Origin of the sequence: Micromonospora cynarisoli (assembly GCF_030518815.1) — a bacterium.
Lineage (GTDB): Bacteria > Actinomycetota > Actinomycetes > Mycobacteriales > Micromonosporaceae > Micromonospora > Micromonospora wenchangensis.
This window is the reverse complement of the sequence record NZ_CP130426.1, coordinates 3,756,883-3,773,480: the sequence shown is the minus strand read 5'-3', so window position 1 is coordinate 3,773,480 and position 16,598 is coordinate 3,756,883. Positions and strand designations below refer to the sequence as shown.

At 72.4% G+C, this 16,598-nt stretch carries 16 protein-coding genes; 8 read left to right on the top strand and 8 right to left on the bottom strand.

Features of this window, described 5'->3' with window-relative positions:
- The first annotated feature begins 139 nt into the window (after positions 1-139).
- From tsaB to Q2K16_RS15960, 4 genes are read left to right on the top strand one after another with little or no spacing between them, the layout of a single operon-like run.
- Positions 140-856 (top strand): tRNA (adenosine(37)-N6)-threonylcarbamoyltransferase complex dimerization subunit type 1 TsaB, encoded by a 717-nt coding sequence (gene tsaB / locus Q2K16_RS15975; RefSeq protein WP_302738308.1) that lies wholly within the window; start codon positions 140-142, stop codon positions 854-856.
- Between the two features lie 2 nt (positions 857-858).
- Positions 859-1,329 carry a ribosomal protein S18-alanine N-acetyltransferase gene (gene rimI / locus Q2K16_RS15970; RefSeq protein WP_302746504.1) on the top strand — a complete coding sequence of 157 codons (471 nt, stop codon included), beginning with the start codon at positions 859-861 and terminating at the stop codon, positions 1,327-1,329.
- A complete protein-coding gene (gene tsaD / locus Q2K16_RS15965; protein WP_302738307.1) occupies positions 1,322-2,368 on the top strand; it encodes a tRNA (adenosine(37)-N6)-threonylcarbamoyltransferase complex transferase subunit TsaD in 1,047 nt (348 codons plus the stop codon). The genes rimI and tsaD overlap by 8 nt, the downstream gene beginning before the upstream one ends.
- Positions 2,369-2,381: 13 nt before the next feature.
- Positions 2,382-2,636: a hypothetical protein gene (locus Q2K16_RS15960; RefSeq protein WP_302738306.1), complete on the top strand. Its 255-nt coding sequence runs from the start codon at positions 2,382-2,384 to the stop codon at positions 2,634-2,636.
- Positions 2,637-2,729: 93 nt separating this feature from the next.
- On the opposite strand, the gene Q2K16_RS15955 is transcribed toward Q2K16_RS15960, so the two are convergent.
- The 7 genes from Q2K16_RS15955 to Q2K16_RS15925 all read right to left on the bottom strand — a co-directional run bounded on the left by Q2K16_RS15955 (position 2,730) and on the right by Q2K16_RS15925 (position 10,149).
- Complete coding sequence (locus Q2K16_RS15955) at positions 2,730-3,470, bottom strand: DUF4142 domain-containing protein (RefSeq protein WP_302738305.1); 741 nt, start codon at positions 3,468-3,470, stop codon at positions 2,730-2,732.
- Between the two features lie 132 nt (positions 3,471-3,602).
- Positions 3,603-4,784 carry an ROK family protein gene (locus Q2K16_RS15950; protein WP_302738303.1) on the bottom strand — a complete coding sequence of 394 codons (1,182 nt, stop codon included), beginning with the start codon at positions 4,782-4,784 and terminating at the stop codon, positions 3,603-3,605.
- A gap of 40 nt (positions 4,785-4,824) precedes the next feature.
- Positions 4,825-6,084, bottom strand: coding sequence for a sugar ABC transporter permease (locus Q2K16_RS15945; RefSeq protein WP_302738301.1), 1,260 nt, complete (start codon positions 6,082-6,084; stop codon positions 4,825-4,827).
- Positions 6,081-6,905 (bottom strand): ATP-binding cassette domain-containing protein, encoded by an 825-nt coding sequence (locus Q2K16_RS15940; RefSeq protein ID WP_302738299.1) that lies wholly within the window; start codon positions 6,903-6,905, stop codon positions 6,081-6,083. Before Q2K16_RS15940 ends, Q2K16_RS15945 begins: the two co-directional genes overlap by 4 nt.
- Before the next feature lie 118 nt (positions 6,906-7,023).
- Positions 7,024-8,124, bottom strand: coding sequence for a sugar ABC transporter substrate-binding protein (locus Q2K16_RS15935; RefSeq protein ID WP_302738297.1), 1,101 nt, complete (start codon positions 8,122-8,124; stop codon positions 7,024-7,026).
- Positions 8,125-8,333: 209 nt separating this feature from the next.
- Positions 8,334-8,813 (bottom strand): Cys-tRNA(Pro) deacylase, encoded by a 480-nt coding sequence (ybaK, locus tag Q2K16_RS15930; RefSeq protein WP_302738295.1) that lies wholly within the window; start codon positions 8,811-8,813, stop codon positions 8,334-8,336.
- 10 nt (positions 8,814-8,823) lie between these two features.
- Positions 8,824-10,149: a THUMP-like domain-containing protein gene (locus tag Q2K16_RS15925; protein WP_302738293.1), complete on the bottom strand. Its 1,326-nt coding sequence runs from the start codon at positions 10,147-10,149 to the stop codon at positions 8,824-8,826.
- A 343-nt stretch (positions 10,150-10,492) separates the two neighbouring features.
- On the opposite strand from Q2K16_RS15925, the gene groES reads away from it, so the two are divergent.
- The 4 genes from groES to Q2K16_RS15905 all read left to right on the top strand — a co-directional run bounded on the left by groES (position 10,493) and on the right by Q2K16_RS15905 (position 15,961).
- Positions 10,493-10,807, top strand: coding sequence for a co-chaperone GroES (gene groES, locus Q2K16_RS15920; RefSeq protein ID WP_084261531.1), 315 nt, complete (start codon positions 10,493-10,495; stop codon positions 10,805-10,807).
- A 72-nt stretch (positions 10,808-10,879) separates the two neighbouring features.
- A complete protein-coding gene (gene groL / locus Q2K16_RS15915) occupies positions 10,880-12,526 on the top strand; it encodes a chaperonin GroEL (protein ID WP_302738287.1) in 1,647 nt (548 codons plus the stop codon).
- A gap of 129 nt (positions 12,527-12,655) precedes the next feature.
- Positions 12,656-14,332: a molybdopterin-dependent oxidoreductase gene (locus Q2K16_RS15910; protein WP_302746332.1), complete on the top strand. Its 1,677-nt coding sequence runs from the start codon at positions 12,656-12,658 to the stop codon at positions 14,330-14,332.
- Positions 14,333-14,512: 180 nt separating this feature from the next.
- On the top strand, positions 14,513-15,961 hold the full coding sequence (locus Q2K16_RS15905; RefSeq protein ID WP_302746331.1) for a non-reducing end alpha-L-arabinofuranosidase family hydrolase: 1,449 nt from the start codon (positions 14,513-14,515) through the stop codon (positions 15,959-15,961).
- Positions 15,962-16,204: 243 nt separating this feature from the next.
- Here Q2K16_RS15905 and Q2K16_RS15900 read toward each other — a convergent pair whose 3' ends face one another.
- The gene (locus Q2K16_RS15900) at positions 16,205-16,588 is read right to left on the bottom strand and encodes a WhiB family transcriptional regulator (RefSeq protein ID WP_088645816.1); all 384 of its coding nucleotides are present in this window, start codon (positions 16,586-16,588) and stop codon (positions 16,205-16,207) included.
- Positions 16,589-16,598 lie beyond the last annotated feature (10 nt).

Genomic DNA, 16,598 nt, shown 5'->3' with positions numbered 1-16,598 from the left:
CGAGGGACGGGGCGAGAGCGCGGGCGGGTGTCGAGGGCGAGGGGTAGCGGGCGAGGGGCGAGAGCGCGGGCGGGGGTAGCGGGCGAGGAGCGGGCGGGGCGTGACCGGGGGGCGCGGTCGACGGCTAGGCTGGCTTACCGTGCTCGTACTGGTGGTGGACTCCTCGACCCCCGCGGTCACCGCGGCGCTGGCCGAGGTCACGGCGGACGGCGTCGCGCTGCGGGCGTACCGGTGCACGGTCGATGCCCGGGCCCACGGTGAACTGCTCGCCCCCCAGGTCGGGGCGGTGCTCGCCGACGTCGACGCCCGGCCGGCCGACCTCGGCGCGATCGTCGCCGGGCTCGGCCCCGGCCCCTTCACCGGTCTGCGGGTCGGGCTGGTCACCGCCGCCGCCATGGGCCAGGTGCTGGGCATCCCCACGTACGGCGTCTGCTCCCTCGACGGCATCGGCCTCCCCGGCCCGGCCCCGACCGGCACCGCGACCGCCGGCACCACGGCGGCGGGGGAGCAGCGGGTGCTGGTCGCCGCCGACGCCCGGCGCAAAGAGGTCTACTGGGCGGTCTACGACGGCGGCGGCCGACGGATCGTCGGGCCGGAGGTGGACGCCCCGGCGGTCGCCGCCGCCCGCGCCCGGGAACTGGCCGTCACCGAGGCGGTAGGTGACGGTGCCCACCGGTACGCCGACGTGCTCGGCCTGCCGCTGCGCGCCGAACCCCGCTACCCGGACGCCGCCACCCTGGTCACCCTGGCCGCCGCCCGGGTCCGTGCGGGTGCCCCCGGTGAGACGCTCACCCCGCTGTACCTGCGGCGACCGGACGCGGTCGCGGCGACCAGCCGTAAGTCGGTGCTGCCGTGACGGTGCGCGTCGACCGGTTCCGCTGGTGGCACGTCGCCGAGGTGCTGCCGATCGAGGCGGACCTGTTCGGTGCCGAACAGTGGTCGCCGGCGATGTTCTGGAACGAACTGGCCAGCGGCCACCACTACCGGGTCGCCCTGGACTCCGACGGGTCGCTGCTGGGCTACGCGGGCCTGGCCGTCGACCCGGGCGGCGAGTCGTGGGTGCAGAACATCGCGGTCCGCCGGGACGCCCAGCGGCGCGGGATCGGCCGGGCGCTGCTGGAGGACCTGCTCGCCGAGACCGCCCGGCGCGGGGTCGGCAGCGTCCTGCTGGAGGTGGCCGTCGACAACGCCCCCGCCCAGCGGCTCTACGCGGGGTACGGGTTCGAGCCGGTCGGCGTACGGCGGGGCTACTACCAACCGAGCAACACCGACGCGCTGGTCATGCGGCGCGACGCGGAACCGGGCGCGGACGGGACGGACCATGGCTGACGAACCGCTGATCCTCGGGATCGAGACCTCGTGCGACGAGACCGGGGTGGGCATCGTGCGCGGGCACACCCTGCTCGCCGACGCGCTGGCCTCCAGCGTGGACGAGCACGCCCGGTTCGGCGGGGTGGTGCCCGAGGTGGCCAGCCGGGCGCACCTGGAGGCCATCGTGCCGACCATGGACCGGGCGCTGCGCGCGGCGGGGGTGACCCTCGCCGACATCGACGCGATCGCGGTCACCTCCGGTCCCGGCCTGGCCGGGGCGCTGCTGGTCGGGGTGGCCGCCGCGAAGGGCTACGCGCTGGCCGCCGAGAAGCCCGTGTACGGGGTGAACCACCTGGCCGCCCACGTCGCGGTGGACACCCTGGAGCACGGTCCGCTGCCCGCTCCGGCGATCGCCATGCTGGTCTCCGGTGGACACTCCTCACTGCTGCGGGTCGACGACCTGGCCCGGGGGGTGACCCCGCTGGGCGCGACCATCGACGACGCGGCAGGTGAGGCGTTCGACAAGGTGGCCCGGCTGCTCGGCCTGCCGTTCCCGGGTGGCCCCCACATCGACCGGGAGGCGCGGGCCGGTGATCCGGCGTCGATCGCCTTCCCGCGTGGCCTGACCGCCGCCAAGGATCTCGTCGCCCACCGTTACGACTTCTCCTTCTCCGGGCTGAAGACGGCGGTGGCCCGCTGGGTGGAGGGGCGGCGGCGGGCCGGCGAGCCGGTGCCGGTGGCCGACGTGGCGGCGGCCTTCCAGGAGGCGGTCTGTGACGTGCTCACCGGGAAGGCGTTGGCCGCCTGCCGGGAACACGGGATCGACACCCTGGTCATCGGCGGGGGAGTGGCGGCGAACTCGCGGCTGCGGGCGATGGCCGAGCAGCGGGCGCAGCGGCACGGCATCCGGGTCCGGACGCCCCGCCCGGGGCTGTGCACCGACAACGGGGCGATGGTCGCCGCGCTCGGGGCGCACCTGGTGGCCGCCGGGGTACGCCCGAGCCGGCTGGACCTGCCCGCCGACTCGGCGTTGCCACTGACCACGGTCAGCGTGTGAGGGGAGGGTCGACGTGATCGTACGGATGTGGGAGGCACGGGCCGAGGCGTACGGCTTCGCCGACCTGATCACCTGGGTGTGCGAGACGGCGCTGCCGGAGTTCGAGCACGATCCGTCGCACCTGTCCAGCGAGGTCTTCTCCTCCACCGACCACCGGGTGGTGGTCGTCTCGAAGTGGCGCAGCAGCCCCCGGTCGCTGCCCGAGCCGCCGGCCACCCTGCTCGCCCGCCCCCCGCACTCCTGGGACTTCACCCAGGTCGACCGCTGACGGTCGTCGCCCGACCGCACCGGAGGGGCCGGACAGCCCGACGGCCCGCCGGCGGCGGTGCCGCCGGCGGGCCGTCGGGTCAGCTGCGCGGGGTCAACTGCGGCGCGTGATCCGCCAGGTGGCGTAGCCGCCCGCGCCGAGGGCCAGCAGGAAGACCGCCCAGACCACTGTGGTGCTGACCCCGACCGACGGGCCGGAATTGGCCCCGGCCTGGGCGGCGGCGACCAGCGAGTCGTTCTGCGCGGCCGGGATGGCGGCCGGCGGCATCTGCTGCCAGCGGACCAGCCCGGTGCTCTCCAGCATGGCCATGTGGTCGTTGACGAACTTGTTGGCCTCGTCGGCGAGCTTGCGCACCGTGTTGTCCCGGGTGCTGGCCCGGACCGCGCCGATCACCGGAAAGATCTTGCCGTGCGCCACCCGGAGCCGGGTCACGAAGATCTGGTCGAACTGGGCACCCGAGGCGTTCTGCATCTCGGTCAGCCACCCCTTCTGTTCGGGGGTGGGATCGCTCGGCAGCGTCGTGCCCAGCTTGTTGGCGGCCTGCACCACCAACTCGTCGAGGATGCCGTGCTGACGGGCGATCTCCGCGCCGACCTCCCGCACCCGCGCGGACTGCCCCTTCTCGGCGGCCATCGTGCCGGCCGGCATCTCCCACAGGCCGGCCAACCGGACGCCGTTGAGCAGCGTCATGTCAGCGGCGTTCAACTGGACGCCGGGTGCGGCGACCGCCATGCCGGGTAGCACGACCAGTCCGGCCAGGAAGGTGACGACCAGCACCGCCACCCGGTGGGTCCGGTGCCCTCGCCGACGACGTACGGAATCCAGCGGTGCCATGCTGCGGTGCCTCCTCGATCCGGGCCGACCTGTCCTGTCGGGCAGCGACCCGCCGGCTGCCCGTCCGTCCACTGGTACGGACCGTCGGGCCGATCAGTTCACCGGGCGGCGCACGAGTCGGGAGGTGTCCGTTCAGGCGGCGTCGAGCGGGTCGGCGAGGAGCCGTTCGAAGGCCAGCTCGGCCGCGCCGATCAGCGCCGCGTCGTCGCCGAGTTTCGGGGTACGCAGCCGGACGTGTTCCAGGCAGGCGGGCAGGCCGGTCTCGTTGAGCCGGCTGCGGACCTGGGCGGCGGCGGCCAGGTAGAGGTCCCGCATGGTGCCGCCGAAGATGACCATCTCCGGGTTGAAGATGTTGACCAGGTTGGCCACCCCGAAACCGAGCCAGTCCCCGGCGTGCCGGACGGCGGTCTGGGCGCGTGCGTCACCCCGGTCGGCGGCGTCGAACACGGCCAGCAGCGCGTCGCGGCCCCGGGCGTCGGACCGGCCGGCGGCCCGCAGCAGCCCGTACTCGCCGATCTGGGTCTCCCAGCAGCCCCGGGAACCGCACTCGCAGGGGGTGCCGTCGCGCACCACCACCATGTGTCCGACCTCGCCGCCGTACCCGCCGTGACCGGTCAGCCGGCGGCCACCGGCGATGATGCCGGCCCCGACGCCGACGTCCCCGTACAGGTAGATGACGTTGTCGCAGCCGGCGGCGACGCCCCGGGCGTGTTCGGCGAACGCGGCGACGTCGGCCACGTTGCCGACCGTGACCGGCAGCTCGACGCCCAGTTCGACGGCGAGGGCGGCCCCGATCGGCTCGTCCACCCAGCCGGTGGTGGGGCCGAGCCGGACCAGCCCGTCGGCCTTGCGGACCATGCCGCAGACCGCGACGCCGGCGCCGACGCAGATCGACCCCGGCGGCACCCGTTCCTGCATCTGCTTGAGGGCGCCGGCCAGCATCGGGACGGTCTCCCCGGCGTCCAGGTCCCGTGGCCGGTCCAGATCCCGGCGGTCGAGCACCTCGCCGCCGAGCCCGACCCGCGCCGCCCGCAGCCGGTCCACCTCGATCGAGTACGCGTACGCGTAGACCCGGGCCGACTCGGGCCGGACGACAAGTGACGGTCGTCCGGCCCGGCCGGTCTCCTTCGGTGTCCCCTCGCTGACCAGTCCGGCCCCGGCCAGGTCGGCGGTGAGCGCGCCGATGGTGCTGCGGTTGAGCCCGAGGGCGGTGGTGAGTTCCGCGCGGGAGGTGGCGCCGTGCACGTGGACGTGCCGGAGCAGCGCCCCGAGGTTCTGCCGCCGGATCTCGTCCTGGCTCGGTCCTACCCGCATCGTCGCTGGCACCCCATGTCCCGCCGCTGGCGTACGCGGATCAGCGCGTTCCGGAGGCGGCGGCGCGGCGGCGCGACAGCGCGTCCACGCTGGCCGCGAGGAGCAGCACCACGCCGGTGACGACGTACTTCACCCCGGCGCTGTAGCCCATCAGGCCCATGCCGTTGTCGATGACGGCGACCACCGCGCCACCGAGCACGGCGTCGAGGACCCGGCCCTTGCCGCCGAAGAGGCTGGTGCCGCCGATCACCGCCGCGCCGACGGCGTAGAGCAGCACGTTGCTGCCGCCGGTGTTCGGGTCCACCGAGTTGGCCCGGCTGGCCGCGACGATGCCGCCGACCGCCGCCATGGACGAGCAGATCACGAAGACCGAGATCCGGATCCGGTCGACGTTGATGCCGGCCCGGCGGGCGGCCTCCTTGTTGCCGCCGACGGCGTAGACGTGCCGGCCGTAGCTGGTGCGCTGGAGCACGAAGGTCCAGACGATCAGCAGCACCGCGATGACCGGCACCACGATCGGCACGCCCTTGAGCGAGTTGACCAGGACGTTGCGGCTGCGCTCCTGGTTGAGGATGTAGACCGCGATGCCGAGGATCAGGGTCAGGCCGCCGATGCGGGCGAGCACCACCGCCATCGGGTCGGTGGTCAGGCCCCGGGACAGCCGCTTGCGGTGCCGCAGCAGTTGCACGGCCGCGTACCCGCCGATGGCGAGGGCGGCCAGCGCCCAGCCGACGGCCGGGGGCAGGTTGCGGTTGGCGATCGCCACCAGCACCTCGTCGTTGACCGAGATGTTGGCGCCACCGCTGATCAGCATCAGCACGATGCCCTGGAAGGCGAGGAAGCCGGCCAGGGTGACCACGAACGACGGGATACCGATCTTGGCGACCAGGAAGCCGAGCACCGTGCCGATGACCACGCCGGTGAGGATCGCCGCGAGCACGGCCACGTACCAGGGGTAGCCGGCCTTGGTGGCGACGTTGGCCAGGATGGCCGCGCAGACCCCGCTGGCGAAGCCGGCGGAGAGGTCGATCTCGCCGAGCAGCAGGACGAAGACCAGCCCCATGGCGATCAGGGTGACCGCCGCGCCCTGGGTGAACAGGTTGGCGAAGTTGCCGGCGGTGAGGAACGACGGCCGCATGATCGAGAAGACCGTGCAGAGCACGATCAGTCCGAGTACGGCGGGCAGCGCGCCGATGTCGCCGCCGCGTACCCGGCCCCAGTAGCCGCGGAGGTGGCTGCCGACGGTCGGCGGCGGCGTGACCGCCGCCGGGCCTTCCTTGCGCACGGCGGTGGTGGTCATCGAACGCCTCCTGGAGTGGTGTCGGCGGGTCCCGCGCCGGTGCCGTTGCCGGCGGTGACCGGCTCGCCGGTGAGACCGAGGTTGCCGGAACGGCCGGCGGTGATCAACTCGACGACCTGCGAGTGGGTGATGTCGGTGGTCTTCACCTGGGCGACCATCTGGCCGAGGTAGAGCGCGGCGATCCGGTCGGAGACCGCGAAGACGTCGTTCATGTTGTGCGAGATCAGCACCACGGCCAGCCCGTTGTCGGCCAGCCGGCGGACCAGTTCGAGGACCTGGGCGGTCTGTGCCACGCCCAGCGCGGCGGTCGGCTCGTCGAGGATGACCAGCCTGCTGTTCCAGAGCACCGCCTTGGCGATGGCGACGGTCTGCCGCTGCCCGCCGGAGAGGCTGGAGACGTGCTGGCGCAGCGACTTCACCGTCCGCACGGAGAGCCCGGCGAGGGTCTCCGCCGCCATCTGTTCCATGGTCGGCTCGTCGAGCACCAGCCCGCTGTGCTTCTCCCGGCCGAGGAACATGTTCTGCACGATGTCGAGGTTGTCGCAGAGCGCGAGGTCCTGGTAGACGACCTCGATGCCGAGCGTGGCGGCGTCCCGGGGGCTGTTGATGGTCACCGGTCGGCCGTCGAAGAGGAACTCGCCGGCGTCGGCCGGGTAGATGCCGCTGATGCACTTGACCAGGGTGGACTTGCCGGCGCCGTTGTCGCCGACCAGTGCGGTCACCTCTCCGGCGTGGGCGGCGAGGGCGACGTCGCGCAGGACCTGGACGGGACCGAAGCTCTTGTCGATCCCGCGCAGTTCCAGCAGGGGGGTCGCGGACACGGGGGTCTCCTTCGGACGGAGGGAAGATCTCGGAGCCCGTCCGGCGGCGAGCGCCGCCCGGCACGAGGTTCCGTGCCGGGCGGCGTCGCGTCGACGGGGTACGACGCTCGTCGTACGGTCAGCTGATGCCGTTGGCGGTGCAGAGCGCGGCGTACGCGCCGGTGCAGAGCTTCGCCTTGTCGACGTAGCCGTCGGCCACGACGTCCTTGACGGTGGCCTTGTCGATCGCCTTCGGCTCCAGCAGCACGGACGGGACGTCCCGGCCGCTCTCCGGGTCCTTGACCGTCTGCCCGGTCTCCTTGCGCTCGCCCTTGGCCACGGCGATGGCCAGCTCGGCGGCCGCGTCGGCCTCCTTCTTGACGGCCTTGTAGACGGTCATGCACTGGTCACCGGCGAGGATGTTCTGCAGGCCGGTCACGTCGGCGTCCTGGCCGGTCACCGGGACCTTGCCGTTGAGCTTGTTCTTCTTCAGCACCGAGATGGCCGCGTTGCCGAGGCCGTCGTTGGCGGAGAGCACACCGTCGATCTTGCCGCCGGTCTGGGTGAGCATCTGCTCGAAGATCGTGGCGGCCTGCGCCGGGTCCCAGTCCGGCACCGACTGGTCCGGGCCCTTGGTGTATTCCTTCGACTCGAACTTCGGCTTGAGCACCGAGTCGTAGCCGTTCTTGAACAGGGTGGCGTTGTTGTCGGTCGGCGAGCCGTTGAGGTAGGCGACAGTCGGGTTCTTGACGCCCTTCTCGGTCAGGCACTTGGCCAGGCCCTCGCCCTGGAGCTTGCCGACGGCCTCGTTGTCGAAGCTGACGTAGTACTGCGCGGAGCCGCCCAGGGTGAGCCGGTCGTAGTCGATCGTGGCGACGCCCTGCGACTTCGCCTTGTCCAGCACGGCCTTGCCGGTGCCGGAGTCCAGGTTGACGATCATCAGGGTGGTGACCCCGCTGGTGATCATCTGGTCGGCGATGGTCTGGAAGGCGTTCTTGTCGTTCTGGGCGTTCTGGATGTCCGACTCGACACCGGCGGCGTCGAAGGCGGCCTTGAGGAACCTGCGGTCGGCGGTCTCCCAGCGGGCGGAGGACTTGCTGTCCGGCAGGATGACGCCGATCTTCGGCTTCTTGGCGGTGTCGCCGCCGGCGTCGTTGCTGCTGGAGTCGTCGCCGCAGGCGGCCATGCTGCCGGTGGCCAGCAGGCCCACGGCGGCGAAGGTGAGGAAGCCCTTGCGCATCTGCACGGGTCCTTTCGAGGGTGGGGGAGGAGTGGTCGGTGTTTTGTTGTGTCCGGCAACGTATTCCCGCCCGTGAGTCGGGCGCAAGACTGCCGAGGTCAGAAGTTTGTTGGCGGCGGTAACAATTCAGCAACGCGGTTGTCACCCCTGGGACACCCGCCCCGTAATCACGCTGCGTGTCCGGTCTGCGACGGGCTTCCGGCGTCGGGTCAGCCGGCGGCGATCCGTGCGGTGCCGGCGTCGGTGAGGGCCACCAGGTCCGCCGGGGCGAGCTGGAGCTGCAACCCCCGCCGGCCGGCCGACACGTAGACGGTGTCGTGGTCCAGCGCGGAGACGTCGACCACCGTCGGCAACCGTCGCCGCTGGCCCAACGGGCTGATCCCGCCCCGCACGTAACCGGTGCTCCGCTCGGCGGCGGCCCGGTCGGCCAGCGCGGCCCGCTTGCCACCCAGCGCCGAGGCCAGCGCCTTGAGGCTCAGCTCGCCGGTGACCGGGACGACCGCCACCGCCAGCGCCCCGTCCACCTCGGCGACGAGCGTCTTGAACACCCGCTCCGGCGGCACGCCGAGCGCCGCCGCGACCAGCGCGCCGTAGTTCGGCGCGTCCGGCGCGACGTCGTACGGGTGGGTGCGGTGGGCGATCCTCCGCTTGGTCAGCAGTGCCGTCGCCGCAGTGGCCTGTCCCGCCATGCCGGTCACGCTAGCCCGGCGGGCCCCCGTCCGCGACCGGTCGCCCGACCAGCACCGTCGGTGCCCCGGCCACCCGGGTCAGCACCAGGCTGGCCGGATTCTCCCCGGCCAGTCGCAGGTCCCGGCGCAGCTGCTCGGGCGACAGCGCCGAGCCCCGCTTGAGGATCTCCACCCGGCCGACCCGGCGCTCCCGCAGCAGCGCGCGCAGCCGCTTCAGCGAGAACGGCAGCACGTCGACGATCTCCAGGCACCGCCCGAACGGGGTGGGGCGCGGGGCGTCCGCGTAGAGGTAGGCGATGCTCGGGTCGGCAAGCGTCGCGTCGAGGGTGTCGGCCAGTTCGGCGACCAGGTGCGCCCGGACGACCGCCGGGTCCGGGTCGTACAGGTAGCGCCGTACCGGTCCGACGCCCGCCTCGACGTCACCCGTGCCGGTCAGTTGGTGGCTCTGCTCCGGTGTGTCACCGGGGACGGTCGGCCGGTGGCCGTCGGTCGCCCCGGCACCGGGACCGGTGGGCCGGTCCCCGGGGGTTGCCGGGCCGCCCGCCGGGCGCTGCCGGTGCGCGCTCGGCGGGACGCCCCTCAGGACGGTCGCCCGGCGGGGCACCCCGGCGAGCGGGCCGCCCCAGAGGGCCGCCTCGACCAGGTCACCGTCGACACTCACCCACTCCGCCTCGGCGTCGGCCGGGATCCGGGCGTGGTCGACGCCCGGGGCCACCTTCACCACCGTGTGCGGCACCCGTGCGGCCAGCCCGGTGACGAAGTCCCACGGCGGCGAGTAGGCGTCCGGGTCGAAGATCCGCCGTCCGGTGCCGGCCCGCCGTCGGGCCGGATCGCAGAACACCGCGTCGACCCGGGTCACGTCGAACGCCGTCGCGTCGCCGCACTCCACGGTGAACATCCCGGCCAGCCCGGCGGCCTCGGCGTTCGCGGCGGCCAGCGCGGCGGTGACCGGGTCGGCCTCCACCCCGTACACCCGGATGCCGGCGCGGGCGGCGGCGAGCGCGTCGGCGCCGAGACCGCAGCCCAGGTCGGCGAGGGTGCGCACCCCGGCGGCGGCGAGCCGGGCGGCCCGCCGGTCGGCGACCGGCCGGCGGGTGGCCTGCTCCAGGCCGGGGCGGGTGAGGAACATCCCGGCCGCCTCCGGGCCGAACTTGCCGACCGCCCGGCGGCGCAGCTCGGCCTGGGTCAGCGCGGCGGCGGCCAGCCCGGCCGGCACCCCGCGCGAGCGCAGCGCCGCCGCCGCGACCAGCGGGTCGCCGCCGGCCACCCCGGCCGCCGCGGCGAGCACGGCCGACCCCTCGGCGGTACGCAGCGCGGCGAACTGGTCGAGATTCACCCGCCCATTGTCCGGTCCGCCCGGGCGATCGGCTCAGGTGGGCCGATGTTGCCGTGTCCGAGCGGCGTGGTCACCGCAACATCGCCACCCCTGAGTTGACCATGGCCCGCGTCGGGCGACACGGAGGGCGGCAGATTGGCACTCTCCTTGACGGAGTGCTAGCCGAGGAATAACCTGCGATTAGCACTCTCACCCCGAGGGTGCCAGCGTCCGGGCCATCCGGTCCGGGTGCTGAACGCCAGGCGGACCGGCACCCGCGACGACGGCCCCGCCCGGTGGCATGTGGCAGATTGACGCTGGTCGGACTCTCGGCCGGCAACGAAACCAAGTACCCCAGGAGGGTATGCCCGTGACTACCGCGACCAAGGTTGCGATCAAGCCGCTCGAGGACCGGATCGTGGTCCAGGCGAACGAGGCTGAGACCACCACGGCGTCGGGCATCGTGATCCCCGACACCGCCAAGGAGAAGCCGCAGGAGGGCACCGTCCTCGCCGTCGGCCCCGGCCGGATCGACGACAAGGGCAACCGCGTGCCGCTCGACGTCAAGGTCGGCGACACCGTCCTCTACTCGAAGTACGGCGGCACCGAGATCAAGTACGCCGGCGAGGAGTACCTGGTGCTCTCCGCCCGCGACGTTCTCGCGGTCATCGAGAAGTAACCAACCGATTCCCGTGTCGTCGCCCCGGTCCGGCTCGCCGGGCCGGGGCGACGACGCTTCGAAGGGACATTCATGGCGAAGATCCTGAGCTTCTCGGACGACGCCCGGCACCTGCTGGAGCACGGTGTCAACGCCCTCGCGGACGCGGTCAAGGTCACCCTCGGCCCGCGCGGGCGCAACGTCGTCCTGGACAAGAAATTCGGTGCGCCGACGATCACCAACGATGGTGTGACCATCGCCAAGGAGATCGAGCTCACCAACCCGTACGAGAACCTCGGCGCGCAGCTGGTCAAGGAGGTGGCGACGAAGACCAACGACGTCGCCGGCGACGGGACCACCACCGCGACCGTGCTGGCCCAGGCGATGGTCCGCGAGGGTCTGCGCAACGTGGCCGCCGGGGCGAACCCGACCGGCCTCAAGCGGGGCGTCGACGCGGCGGCCACCAAGGTCTCCGAGGCGCTGCTCGGCCGGGCCGTCGAGGTGGCCGACAAGAAGTCGATCGCGCACGTCGCGACGATCTCGGCGCAGGACGCCACCATCGGTGAGCTGATCGCCGAGGCGATGGAGCGGGTCGGCCGCGACGGTGTGATCACCGTCGAGGAGGGCTCCACCCTCACCACCGAGCTGGAGGTGACCGAGGGTCTCCAGTTCGACAAGGGCTTCATCTCGCCGAACTTCGTCACCGATTCGGAGTCGCAGGAGTCGGTGCTGGAGGACCCGTACATCCTCATCACCACCCAGAAGATCTCGGCGATCGAGGAGCTGCTGCCGCTGCTGGAGAAGGTCCTCCAGAACAGCAAGCCGCTGCTGATCGTCGCCGAGGACGTCGAGGGCCAGGCGCTGTCCACCCTGGTGGTCAACGCGATCCGCAAGACCATCAAGGTCTGCGCGGTCAAGGCCCCCGGTTTCGGTGACCGCCGCAAGGCGATGCTCCAGGACATGGCGATCCTGACCGGCGCCGAGCTGGTCGCCCCGGAGCTGGGCTACCGGCTCGACCAGGTCGGCCTGGAGGCGCTCGGCACCGCCCGGCGTGTCGTGGTCGACAAGGAGAACACCACGGTCGTCGACGGCGGTGGCAAGTCCGCCGAGGTCGCCGACCGGGTCGCCCAGATCCGCAAGGAGATCGAGGCGTCCGACTCCGACTGGGACCGGGAGAAGCTGGCCGAGCGGCTGGCGAAGCTCTCCGGCGGCATCGCGGTCATCAAGGCGGGCGCGGCCACCGAGGTCGAGATGAAGGAGCGCAAGCACCGCATCGAGGACGCGATCGCCGCCACCAAGGCCGCGGTCGAGGAGGGGACGGTTCCCGGCGGCGGTGCTGCGCTGGCCCAGATCCGCTCGGTGCTCGACGACGACCTCGGCCTGACCGGTGACGAGAAGGTAGGTGTCTCGATCGTGCGCAAGGCGCTGGTCGAGCCGCTGCGCTGGATCGCCCAGAACGCCGGCCACGACGGCTACGTGGTGGTGGAGAAGGTCGCCGGCCAGGACTGGGGCCAGGGCCTCGATGCCGCCCAGGGCGAGTACGTCGACCTGGTGAAGTCCGGCATCATCGACCCGGTGAAGGTGACCCGCAACGCGGTCACCAACGCCGCGTCGATCGCCGGTCTCCTGCTGACCACCGAGAGCCTGGTGGTCGAGAAGCCGGAGCAGCCGGAGCCGGCCGCCGCCGGTGGGCACGGCCACGGTCACGGTCACGGCCACCAGCACGGCCCGGGTTTCTGACCCGGTAGTACGCCAGCTCAGGGCGCACCGTCGATCGTCGGCGGTGCGCCCTGACGCGTACGGTGACCGCTGCTTACGGAACGGTGACGTGGATGGCGGCCGGCCCGCTCGATCGACGACACTGGCCGGATGAGCACCACCCCCCGTGGCTTCGCCGCGCTGGCCGGGGTCACCGCCGCCGTGGTGGCCATCGGTGTCGCCGAGCCGGTCGCCGTCCTCACCGGTCCCCGCTCCGCCCCGCTGATCGCGGTCGGCGGGGTGGTGGTCGACACGGTCCCCGAGCCGCTCAAGCAGTTCGCCATCGACGTCTTCGGCAGGTACGACAAGATCGCCCTGCTGGTCGGTACGGCGGTGCTGTTGGCGGCGTTCGCCGCCGGGATCGGTGTGCTCGCCGCGCGCCGGCTCGCCGTCGGGCTGGTGGGCATCGCGGCGTTCACCGGCCTCGGTGTCGCCGCCGCGCTCACCCGCGCCGGCGCGGATGCCGCCGACGCGCTCCCCGCCCTGGTCGGCGGGGTGCTGGGCGGGCTGGTGCTCGGGGCCTTCGTGGCCGGTCCCTGGCAGCTCGACCCCTGGCCCTGGCAGCCGCCCACCCCGCTGTCCGCCACCCCGCCGGCCAGCGGGTCCTCTGCGGCAGGTGGTGCGCCGGCGGGCGGATCGGCGGCGGGCGGCGGGCCGGGTGTGCCGGCGGGTCCGGACGACGGGCCGCCGGCCGGGTGGGAGCCGTTGGAGTCGACCGACCCGGAGTCCCGGCGGCGGTTCCTGCGCGGTGCGGGCCTGCTCGCGGGCGCGGCGACCGTGGTGGGGCTGGGCGGGCACTGGCTCGCCGGGCGGCGGGGGGTCTCGGCGGCCCGGCAGGCGGTCGCGTTGCCCACCCCGTCGGCGGTGGCGCCGACGGTGCCGGCCGGCGCGGACCTGTCCCTGGCCCAGCTCGCCCCCTACACCACGCCGAACGGCGGCTTCTACCGGATCGACACGGCGTTGGTGGTGCCGCAGGTCGACCCGGAGACCTGGCGGTTGCGCATCCACGGTCGGGTGCGCAACCCGATCGAACTGACCTTCGCCGAGCTGCTCGCCCGCCCGATGGTCGAGCGGTACGTCACCCTGGCCTGCGTCTCGAACGAGGTGGGCGGTGACCTGATCGGCAACGCCCGCTGGCTGGGCGTGCCGATCCGGGAACTGCTCGACGAGGCGGGGCCGGAGGAGGGGGCCGACCAGGTGGTCGGCCGGTCGGTCGACGGCTGGACCTGCGGCACCCCGACGGCGGCGCTGCGCGACGGGCGGGACGCCCTGCTGGCGGTGGGGATGAACGGCGAGCCGCTACCCGTCGAGCACGGGTTCCCGGTGCGGATGGTGGTGCCGGGCCTCTACGGGTACGTGTCGGCCTGCAAGTGGGTGACCGAGCTGGAGCTGACCAGTTTCGCCGACTTCGACGCGTACTGGGTGCCGCGCGGGTGGTCGGCGCAGGGGCCGGTGAAGACGCAGTCGCGGATCGACACCCCGCGCGCGCGTAACCGGCTCACCGCGGGGGAGGTGACGGTGGCGGGGGTGGCCTGGGCGCAGCACCGGGGGATCAGCCGGGTCGAGGTACGCGTCGACGGTGGCGCGTGGCAGGAGGCGACCCTCGCCCCGACGGTGTCGGTGGACACCTGGGTGCAGTGGTCGTGGCGGTGGCCGGCGACCCCGGGTGAGCACACCCTCCAGGTGCGGGCGACCGACCGGGACGGCGAGACGCAGACCCCGTTGACGGCCCCGGTGGCCCCGGACGGGGCGACCGGCTGGCACAGCGTCACAGTCACCGTGCGCTAATTTCCGGCAACTGCAAGTCATCAAGAGTGATCAATGTCCGGATAGCCGAAAATTCCACGGTGATATCGAGGGTTGAGGCTGTGGGAGCGCTCCCGTAACATACCTGACGCGACTGTTAACGTTAACCTAACAACGGCCACCACCAATGTGCAGGTCGCCATCCCGTCAGGAGGGTGCTTTATGTCCAGATCCAGATCGGCCAATGTTGGCTTGATCTCGGCCGGTGTCGCGTTGCTGGCGTCGGCGTCGGTGGTCACCGCGCTGCCGGCCGGCGCGGCGGCGGCGGGCTGCTCGGTGAACTACACGGTGTCCTCGGAGTGGGGCGGCGGCTTCGGTGCCAACGTCGCCATCACCAACCTGGGCGATGCGCTGAGCAGTTGGACGCTGACCTGGTCCTTCGGTTCCGGGCAGTCGGTGACGCAGGCGTGGAACGCCACCGTGACGCAGAGCGGTTCGGCGGTGACCGCCAAGAATGTGAGCTACAACGGCGCGATCCCGACCAACGGCTCGGTGTCGTTCGGCTTCAACGGGGCCTGGACGTCCAGCAACCCCGTCCCGACGAGCTTCGCGCTCAACGGGGTGGCCTGCAACGGCGGCACGACGCCTACCAACCCGCCCACCACGCCGCCGACGACCGCGCCCCCCACCACCCCGCCCCCCACGACGCCTCCGCCGACGACGCCTCCGCCGACCACCCCGCCGCCGACCGGCAACTGCTCCCTGCCGACGTCCTACCGCTGGTCGTCGACCGGCCCGCTGGCGCAGCCGAAGGCCGGCTGGGCGTCACTGAAGGACTTCACCATCGCCCCTTACCAGGGCAAGCAGTTGGTGTACGCCACCACCCACAGCAGCAGCGCCACCGGCGGCTGGGGTTCGATGAACTTCGGCCTGGTCGACAACCTCAACCAGCTCGGCTCGGCCCCCCAGAACACCATGAGCCAGAGCACCGTCGCGCCGTCGCTGTTCTACTTCGCGCCGAAGAACATCTGGGTTCTCGCCCACCAGTGGGGTCCGACGTCGTTCTCGTACCGCACGTCGACCAACCCGGCCAACGCCAACGGCTGGTCGGCCCCGCAGCCCCTGTCGACTGCGTCGATCACCGGCTCCGGCACCGGCGTGATCGACCAGACGATCATCGGCGACGACCAGAACATGTACCTGTTCTTCGCCGGCGACAACGGCAAGATCTACCGCCAGATCATGCCGATCGGGAACTTCCCCGGCAGCTTCGGCTCCAGCTACACGACCATCATGAGCGACACCTCGGAGAACATCTTCGAGGCGCCGCAGGTATACAAGGTGGCGGGTCGCAACCAGTACCTGATGATCATCGAGGCCAGGACCAGCTCCTGGGAGCGCTACTTCCGCTCGTTCACGGCGACCAGCCTGGGCGGCACCTGGACGCCGAACGCGACGACCTACAACAACCCGTTCGCGGGCAAGGCCAACAGCGGTGCCACCTGGACCAACGACATCAGCCACGGCGAGCTGCTGCGCACCAGCGCGGATCAGACGAACACGATCGACCCGTGCAACCTGCAGCTGTTGTACCAGGGCCGCGCCACGAACTCGGGCGGTGACTACGGCCTCCTGCCGTACCGGCCGGGTCTGCTGACCCTGCAGCGCTGATGGCGTGACGCAGGTGCGACCCCGCTGTTCCTGACTTCCGCGACCGGCGGCGAACGCTGTACCGGGTGGGCCGCACGACGGCTCGGAGCAGGATCGGGTGGAACTGAAGGGGCGGGTCCGGCTGTGCCGGGCCCGCCCCGCTTTGCGTACGTGTCGGCCCCGCGTCGCACCATGGGCCGGGGAAACGACGAGGCCGCGCCCCGAGATTCGGAGTGCGGCCTCGTCGAAGGTGTGGTGGGTCGGTCAGGCGATCTTGCGCTGGGCCGGTACGGCGGTCTTGTGCGACGCGCCGAGCCGGGCCTCCATGCGGGCGATGTCCACCCGGGTCTGCCGGCGGTCGGCCAGGTCCTCCCAGCCGAGGGCGAGCAGCCGCAGCCGCTCGGACTCGCTGAGGCCGCCCCAGACGCCGTACGGCTCCCGCACGGACAGGGCGTGCGCCGCGCACTCGGCCCGCACCGGGCAGGCCTGGCAGACGGACTTGGCGCCGGACTCCCGGCGCAGCCGGGACGAACCGCGCTCGCCGTCCGGGTGGAAGAACTGCGCGCTGTCCCGGCCCCGACAGGCGCCGAGACGCTGCCAGTCCCACAGGTCGACGATGGGTCCGGGCAGTCTACGTACGTTCGACATCAGCACCCCT

Coding starts and splice junctions, on each gene's coding strand:
- tsaD (WP_302738307.1), top strand. CDS start 1,322: ATGGCTGACGAACCGCTGATCCTCGGGATCGAGACCTCGTGCGACGAG.
- Q2K16_RS15955 (WP_302738305.1), bottom strand. CDS start 3,470: ATGGCACCGCTGGATTCCGTACGTCGTCGGCGAGGGCACCGGACCCAC.
- Q2K16_RS15950 (WP_302738303.1), bottom strand. CDS start 4,784: ATGCGGGTAGGACCGAGCCAGGACGAGATCCGGCGGCAGAACCTCGGG.
- Q2K16_RS15945 (WP_302738301.1), bottom strand. CDS start 6,084: ATGACCACCACCGCCGTGCGCAAGGAAGGCCCGGCGGCGGTCACGCCG.
- Q2K16_RS15935 (WP_302738297.1), bottom strand. CDS start 8,124: ATGCGCAAGGGCTTCCTCACCTTCGCCGCCGTGGGCCTGCTGGCCACC.
- ybaK (WP_302738295.1), bottom strand. CDS start 8,813: ATGGCGGGACAGGCCACTGCGGCGACGGCACTGCTGACCAAGCGGAGG.
- groES (WP_084261531.1), top strand. CDS start 10,493: ATGCCCGTGACTACCGCGACCAAGGTTGCGATCAAGCCGCTCGAGGAC.
- groL (WP_302738287.1), top strand. CDS start 10,880: ATGGCGAAGATCCTGAGCTTCTCGGACGACGCCCGGCACCTGCTGGAG.
- Q2K16_RS15910 (WP_302746332.1), top strand. CDS start 12,656: ATGAGCACCACCCCCCGTGGCTTCGCCGCGCTGGCCGGGGTCACCGCC.
- Q2K16_RS15905 (WP_302746331.1), top strand. CDS start 14,513: ATGTCCAGATCCAGATCGGCCAATGTTGGCTTGATCTCGGCCGGTGTC.
- Q2K16_RS15900 (WP_088645816.1), bottom strand. CDS start 16,588: ATGTCGAACGTACGTAGACTGCCCGGACCCATCGTCGACCTGTGGGAC.